Origin of the sequence: Paenibacillus sp. GbtcB18, from assembly GCF_019091125.1 — a bacterium.
Lineage (GTDB): Bacteria > Bacillota > Bacilli > Paenibacillales > NBRC-103111 > Paenibacillus_F > Paenibacillus_F chitinolyticus.
Genome location: NZ_JAGXJX010000005.1, coordinates 408,918 through 417,549, shown reverse-complemented (window position 1 = coordinate 417,549; position 8,632 = coordinate 408,918). Strand labels below are relative to the sequence as shown.

At 50.8% G+C, this 8,632-nt stretch carries 3 protein-coding genes; all 3 read right to left on the bottom strand.

The window, feature by feature from the left end:
* Positions 1–1,326: type I polyketide synthase (locus KVT34_RS17800; protein ID WP_217560151.1), on the bottom strand; the 1,326-nt coding region annotated here is incomplete at its 3' end.
* Complete coding sequence (locus tag KVT34_RS17795; RefSeq protein WP_217560150.1) at positions 1,319–3,958, bottom strand: type I polyketide synthase; 2,640 nt, start codon at positions 3,956–3,958, stop codon at positions 1,319–1,321. The genes KVT34_RS17795 and KVT34_RS17800, both read right to left, overlap by 8 nt.
* 36 nt (positions 3,959–3,994) lie before the next feature.
* Positions 3,995–8,632, bottom strand: coding sequence for a type I polyketide synthase (locus KVT34_RS17790; protein WP_217560149.1), 4,638 nt, complete (start codon positions 8,630–8,632; stop codon positions 3,995–3,997).

Sequence of the window (8,632 nt, the reverse complement as noted above, 5' to 3'; positions counted from 1 at the left end):
CGCTTCCTCCAGAATGTCATGCGCATTGGTGCCGCCCATGCCGGAGGCGCTCACGCCCGCACGGCGGGGATATTCGCCTGCCCATGGCTTCAACTCGGTGTTCACGTAGAATGGCGTTCGGGCAAAATCGATCTCGGGATTCGGCCGTTCGAAGTGAAGGCTCGGCGGCAACTGCTTATGTTTCAGTGACATGACCGTTTTGATCAGTCCCGCCATTCCGGCTGCCGCTTCTAAGTGACCGACATTCGACTTGACCGATCCGATGGCGCAGTCTGCAGCTCTCTTGTCCCGCTGGATGAACGCCTTTTTCATTGCAAGAAATTCGATAGAATCTCCCAATGCCGTGCTGCTTCCATGGCCTTCGATATAGCTGATCGACTCCGGATCAACCCCGGCGTTGCTGATCGCTTCCTTAATAACCGTCGCTTGCCCTTCGACGCCTGGTGCTGTGAAGCTGGCTTTTGTAACGCCGTCATTGTTCGTAGCGCTGCCTTTAATGACCGCGTGAATGTAATCTCCGTCGGCGATCGCATCCTCCAGACGCTTTAAAATTACGGCTCCCGCACCGCTGCCGAACACGGTTCCGGAAGCTTTCTCATCATATGGACGGCAATGCCCGTCAGGAGAAAGCATGCCTCCAGGCTGATAGGCATAGCCGGTTTTCTGAGGATCATAGACAGACACGCCTCCCGCGATGGCCATTTGGCATTCGTCTATCAGCAAGCTTTGGCACGCCAAATGAAGATTGACCAGAGAAGTAGAACAGCCGGTATGGAGCGAATAGCTAGGTCCGGTCAAGTTCATTTTGTATGAGATCCGCGGCGCGAGAAGCCCGAAGTCATTGCCTGCGCCGATCGTGATCACGCTGAGCTTTTCTTTTAATTCGGCGTGGGATATCAGGTTGAACACGTAGGTGTTCATCCGGCAGCCGACAAAAACGCCTACTGCCCCTTCGTATTGCTCAGCATCGTAACCGGCATTTTCAAGCGCTTCCCAGGAACATTCGAGCAAAATTCTTTGCTGGGGATCCATAATCTCTGCTTCCAACGATGTATAGCCGAAGAAGGCGGCATCAAATTCATCGGCGCCGTTAATCATCGGGGAAGCGGGTACAAAATGGACCAGTTCATTCGCCTTCTCTTTCTTCTGATTTGCTGGCTGCTCATTGTTGTCCGTATGAAAGAACGTTATGCTTTCAACGCCATTCTCGAGATTATGCCAAAACTCATCATAGTGATCAGCTCCGGGAAATTTGCAGGAAATCCCTATAATGGCTATTTCGGAGCCATGGTAGACTGTCTCTGGCTGCTTGCTAATATTAATCACGCCCTTCCTTCCGTAACCTTTGCGCTTGCAGTAATGCATTACGCTTTGCAAATTTGCCCACCGCGGGCTCTGCTTTTTCTGCTGTGTCTTCCTTATGCCCCTCTGCCGCAATCGAACAAATATGACGGGAGAGGGCACGAATCGTTAAATGTTCGTACAGATTGGCAACACTCAAATCAAGCTGAAGCGCTTCACGAATGTCTTTGACAACCTGCACGGCTGTAAAGGAGTCGCCTCCCGCTTCGAAAAAGTGCTGATCCTTACCGATTTCCTTGCTCCCCAAATGCTTTTGCCAAATGGCAAGGATGATTTTCATAACCGATTCCTCGGACAAGCTGACGGCACTGACATTGCTGTGCGTAACCTGTTGCCCCGGAGCAGCATCCGCTTCGACCCAATATTTCCTCTTCTCAAACGCATATGTAGGTAATGGCACCCGCCGTCTTGTTTCCTCAAGGTAATAATTGCGCCAGTTTATTTCTGTGCCGGCTAACCAGAGCTCGCCCAGTGCTTTCGTCAAGCTTAGACCCGCGTCCGTATCTGGCTGCAAACGCAATAAATATCGGATTTTCGAATCGTCCTGCACGGCTTCATTCAAGGCCGACATAGACGTATCCACCCAACATTCGTTGGATCCGCGACTTGCCCGATCCTCGTTCGGCAAGCGCCGGATATCGATGCTCAGAGCACGAGAAACTGCTTCCTGCAACGTAATTCTGCCTGCGACACAATCCGCAATCATTTCACCAAACGTATCTGCTGCCTCATTTCTCGCCTTAATGCCCCAGGAAAGTAATAATTTCGCAAGCGAATATGCGCAAGCAAATGCAAGCAGCCGTTTGTACGGTCTGCAATTGTCATCCGCATCCTCATCTTGATTCCTGAAGAGAAGCAGATGTTGAAGGCTTTCTACTCGGCTTGTTCCGGCGTTGGATAGACATTGATTGAAATAACTGCGAAATCCGGCCTCTTGGTTATACAGCTGTTCTACATGATTGTTTAACAAATTATCCGTAAATTGGTACAAGAAACACAGACCAGGCGCGTTCCCCTGAACAATTTGTTGGGGCGGCAGCGTTTCTATGACATGGAAACGTTCATTGTCCATTTGCCCGATCATCAGCTGACGATTGGCAAAAGCTTTCCTCCCGACTTTCAGCGTATAACTGACGTCGGCCATATTTAATGAAGAATTCCGCCTCAAGTAGCGCTCTAATTTGTACGCCGCCTTCTCCAAAGAGGAAAGGCTCTTCGCAGATAATAAAAGCAACTGATAAAGTCTTGACGGACGCTCTTCTACAATTTCCGGCGTCTCTTCCAATATCGCATGAGCATTCGTGCCTCCGAATCCGAACGAACTGACGCCAGCACGCCGTGGTGACGCTTGAACCTTCCAATCCTGCAAGTGTGCGTTCACATAGAACGGACTGGCCGCGAAGTCAATGTCCGGGTTGGGAGAACGATAGTTCAGGCTTGGCGGTATTTGCTTATGATTCAGCGCCAGCACCGCTTTAATGAGCCCTGATATCCCGGCAGCATGTGCCAAGTGGCCGATATTCGTTTTCACAGATCCGATTGCGCATGTCTGCCCTCCCCTCCGTCCATAGGCGCCGAATGCCTTTTGCAGGGCCTTCATTTCAATGGGATCGCCCAAGGCAGTCCCGGTCCCATGCGCTTCAATATATTGGATGGAACTTTCGGCCACGCCTGCATTGGCGATCGCTTCCGCAATGACGTTCGCTTGTCCTTCCACGCTTGGAGCCGTAAATCCAACTTTCAGCGAGCCGTCATTATTGACGGCCGTCCCCCGGATTACCGCATATACATGGTCTCCGTCACGTATGGCGTCTTCTAACCGCCGCAGCACGACGGCGCCCACTCCGCTGCCGAACACGGTACCTTTTGCATCGTGGTCGAACGTTCTGCATTCTCCTGTTGGAGACAAGATGCCGTCTTGTGTATAGGTATACCCTGCAAGCAGCTGCAGATTAATGGATGCGCCGCCGGCTAGAGCCATATCGCATTCCTCGGCCAGCAAACTTTGACAAGCCATATGTACGGCCACCAGAGAGGTGGAGCAGGCGCTCTGGATAGACTGGCTGGGGCCCTTTAGGTTCAATTTATAAGAAATTCGCGAGGTCAAGGAGTCAGGCGCATTGCCGATTTCGAGCTGCATCGGATCAAAGGCATTCATAACCGATTGATTCTTCATCAGCTGGTACAGCAGATAAGTACTGATAGACGCTCCTGCAAAGACTCCAATTGGTCCGGAAAACTCCTCTCCGATATAGCCGGCATTCTCCAACGCTTCCCAGCAGCATTCGAGCATGATCCGATGCTGTGGATCCATTAACTCGGCTTCCCGGTCATTTATGCCAAAGAAAGAGGCATCGAAGCAATCGTAATCGTCCAGAAATGAACTGACTTTAACAAAATCGGGGTTTCTCCACAGCGAGTCGTCTACACCTAACCTCGCAAAATCTTCTTCGGATAATGGACGGATGGAGTTTACTCCACCCCTCAAATTTTCCCAAAACCGCTCGATCGTCTCCGCACCAGGAAACCGGCCTGCCATGCCAGTGATTGCAATTTCTGTTCCCTCTACTTGATGGAGCCATTCCTTCCTGTTCACCTTATCCGCCTCCAGAATGCTTCTTCCTCAAGTTCCTCAATGATTTCGCTGAAGAGCTTTCTGACGTCTCTTCGCTCCCCTGCTGATCCCCTCATCCGCAAGGCTTCGATTGCCCTCTTCAGAGAGCACCTCCGCTAATGACCGGACAGTCGGACCTGCATAAATCGAAACGGGTGAGACTGAGCTTCCAAACTGTTCATTGATTTGGCTGATCAAGCGAATGCCTATCAGAGAGTTGCCGCCTAACTCAAAGAAATTGTCGTTTACGCCGATCGGATGGAGCTGCAATATATCTCCCCAAATCCCGCAAAGTTCCTGTTCAATATCGTTCTTCGGTGCTTCATATTCCGTTTGAAGATGCGGTCTGGCATGAGCGATGCTCGGAGCTGCTTGTCCAGGCGACTGTGTCTCCTCCTGTGCAAAGGTAGCCTGCTGCTGATTCAGCCTCCGATTTAAGCTGTGAGTGGACACAAATACCTGGCTGTCTATTACAGCATGCAAGATTCGTCTGAATGCTTCCTTTCCTTCGGAAGGCAGTATGGCCTTCTGCATAATCAAGGACGAACCAAGTCCATCAGATGCCAGCCATTCTGCTCTTGACCAGGCGTCCCAATTTATACTTATCCAATGCGTATGTTTTTGAGCTTGATTTTGCTGATACGCGAATAAGTCCATGAATTGATTGGCTGTAGAATACGTGCCGTAGCCGATTCCCCCCAATAGGGAAGCCAGTGAAGAAGTTAATACGCAGAAGTCCGGCTGTACCTGCTCTGCAATTTTCTTAAGCACATACAGCGAATCGACCTTAGCTGGCAGGTGCACAGCTCTATTCCCACGGTTGATCTCGTTCAGAGGCAAGAGAAGATCCTGGTTGATTTCACCGACAGAATGAATGATGCCGTGAATGGAACCGTAGGCAGCAATCGCATCATCTATCATTTGAGTCATTCGTTTCTCATCGGCTACGTCTACACTCACATACGTTACTTGTGCATTGGATTGTTCTACCAGATTACGCAGTAACTCGACTTTACGTAAGATTTCGCTAGACGCGTTGCCCACACCCAATTCGGCTTGCGTAGGCAGCTCAGTTCTGCCTACGAGCACAATTGGATGGTTGCCACATTGAACTAGACTCTCAGCCAAGCTGTATCCGATTTCGCCTAATCCGCCCAGGATGACTATGCACCCCTTATCACCAGATCTACTGATCGTCGCTGACATGAAGTCTTCCTTGATCCTGACCGCCTCCAGCTCGGCAATCCAGCGTCGGCCGGAACGGTACGCTGTCAACCGGTCCCCCGTACGCAAGCTTTCCGTGAAGAGCGACTGAACCAGGTTGGCTCTGCTGTGCCTACTTCCGAGCATATTTGCCGAAATATCTACATGTTTACATGAGAGATTGGCGAACTCTTGTGAAATCGAGCGCACAAGTCCGACCACTGGAGCCTGCTCCGGCACTAGCCGTTCATTGCCCAATACGGATACAGCGTCAGAGGTGACCGTCATCAGCTGTATTGGACGTTCGGCTCCCGTTTGCTGTATCGCTTGCACAAGGTGAATGACACTGTAGCTGCCCATTATTTGAGCTTGCTCGTACCGGCGGCGGCCGTCTTCCAGGTCTCCCCAATCCGTTCCCCGTCCGAAGGCGCTCCATGCATGGATGATCTGTGTCGGATATATGGACATTTGGCGAAGCTTGTTAAAGAGTTGTACGTAATCGGCCGCCTCATCAGGCTGTATGGAAAACCAGCGATCAGAGAGTTGGTAGAACGAATCTCCCGGGCTGACCACAATGGCTGTGTTGCCGTTCTGTTCAATTAAGTCGATAAAGTCTTGGCCGGCGCGCTGATCACATAACACCATAAACACCTCTACCGCATTCTTCCTGCCGGCGTTGCTGCGGAGAATTGGCGTTTGCTTCCAGATCTGCGAATAGAACCAGTCATCGATGTCTTGGCGTTCTTCCCCCCGGTCAACGGTAGTTCCCGGAGCATCGGGAATCGGAGTGAGCCAATACCGTTTCCTCTCGAAAGGATAGGCAGGCAGCGGCACTTTTTTATAGCTATGCTCGCCGTAATGAGCCTTCCAGTCTAAGGCAAGACCAGCTTCCCACGCTTTTGCCAATGCGTTTGCGAAGAAAACATCATCCTTCGTTGTGACTTTCGGGTGGCGAATGGAGGCGATCGCCGTATGCCCCTTCTTTTTGTTTAAATGGTTGTTGATTAGGGTGCATAACGTATGACCCGGTCCCACCTCGATCAGTACGGATTCGGGCTCCTCCAGCAATACCGAAGCAGCTTTATCGAATTGAACCGGATTGCGCAGATGCTCGGTCCAGTATTGAATGGATTGCGCTTGGTCGTCCGTCAGCCATTCCCCGGTCATGCTCGACACAATCGGGATCGCGGGGCGATTCAGCCTGATCGTGCCCAATGTATCTGCCATTGGCTTAAGAACGGGATCCATCATATGAGAGTGGAATGCATGTGACGTCTGGAGCAGCATGCAGGTTACCCCTTCTGAATCCAGCCGCTCGCGCAGACTATGAATCGCTTCGCTATCGCCGGATAGGACGCATGACTGCGAGCTGTTCACCGCTGCCAGAGCAATATGCTCATTCAACAGAGCCTGGATTTGCACTTCAGAGAGATGAACGGAAAGCATGGAGCCTTTCGGCAGGAGCTGCATTAGCCTTCCACGCTCGACCACAAGCTTTAGCGCATCTTCCAGCTTGAAAACTCCGGCCAAAACGGCAGCCGCATATTCTCCGATACTGTGCCCGGCCATGGCTTGCGGGCGAATTCCTCTATGAATCCACATTTGCGCAGTCGCATATTCAATGACAAACAATATCGGCTGAGCCAATTCCGTCTGCCTGAGCCGGCCTGCGGCTTCTTCTTCATCCTGAGCAGGATACAGAATTTCTCGGATATCCAGCCCCAGCAGCGGGATCAACAACTCCGCAGATCGATCCATATAACGCTTGAATACCGGTTCATGCTTGTACAAATCTTTGGCCATATTTACATACTGGGAGCCTTGTCCGGTAAACAGGAATACAGCTTGAAGACCTTTATCCGTATAAGAGATCTCGGTGTTTGCATGCGAGAAATCGCGGAGAGAAGCGATCCACTGCTCCCGGTTCATTATGGCTTGCGCGTAGCGGTAACTCATCAGTCTTCTGCCTGTATTCAAGGTGTATGCTGCATCTCTCCATGAGAGATCACATTTTGCTTCCAGATCGTCAGCCAGCTGCTTCGCTTTCATCCGAAGAGAAGACGGCGTTTTGGCGGACAATGTCATGATTTCCGGGAACGGGTCCGGTTCGGTTTGTTCAGACTTGGCTGCCAAGGACGGGAACTCTTCCAGGATCATATGGGCATTCGTGCCTCCCATGCCGAATGAGCTGACGCCCGCCCGGCGGGGAAATCCATCCGCTGCTTCCCACGATGTCAATTCGCTATTGACGAAGAATGGGGTATTCTGGAAATCGATACGCGGATTTGGATTCTCAAAATGTATAGTAGGCGGAATAATTTTATGCTTGAGGACAAGTGCGGCCTTAATCAGTCCGATGACTCCCGCGGCTGTATCCAAATGCCCAATGTTCGACTTGACAGAACCGATCGCACAATATTGCGTTTTGTCCGTCTTGGTCCTATATGCCTGTGTTAGCGCAGCGATTTCAATCGGATCGCCGATATTGGTAGCCGTACCATGAGCCTCAATGTAGCGAATCGTCTCTGGATGAACGCTAGCATCCGCCAGAGCCATCGCAATGACCTCAGCCTGTCCTTGAACGCTGGGAGCCATATAACTAACCTTGTTGGATCCGTCATTATTAATGGCAGAACCTTTAATAACGGCATAAATCGTATCCTTGTCATCCAAAGCATCCTGCAGCCTCTTCAGCACGACAACGCCAGCACCGTGCCCGCTCACAAAACCTTTCGCTTCCGCATCGAACGGTCTGCATTTTCCGTCAGGAGAGGTGGTGCCCCCTTCGTGATACAAATACCCCGCTTTTTCCGGAAAATGTACGGATACCCCGCCGGACAAAGCGATATCGCATTCATAGTTCAGCAAACTTTGTACCGCCATATGGACGGCGACCAAAGAAGTGGAAGAAGAGGATTGAATGGTGACAGCAGGGCCGGTCAAGTTCAATTTGTAGGAAACTTCGGTCGTTAAACTGTCCTTGTCATTCCCGATGGCCGCTTGAAGACTTTCCGCCGATGCGATCAAGTCGACATGCCGAATCAGGTTATGAACCCAATACGTATTCATGCTTTCTCCGGCATAAACACCGATCCGGCCCTCATACGAGTCAGGATTACATCCCGAATTCTCCATGGCTTCCCAGGCACATTCCAAGAAAATCCGGTGCTGGGGATCCATGAGTTCGGCAACTCTGGGACTATAGCCAAAAAATGAAGCGTCGAACTCGTCCGCATTGCCCAAAATGCCTTTAAATTTAATGTAAGCCGGGTTGTTGATAACCTCTTCTTTAATGCCCGAATCACGCAATTCTTCATCAGTAATGGGTGAGATTGAATCGATTCCTTCAATCAGATTGCTCCAAAAACGTTCAAGATTAGGAGCACCTGGTAGCCTGCCGGACATTCCGATAATTGCTATGCCTTCAATTGATGTCTCTTGCTCATGGCTCAT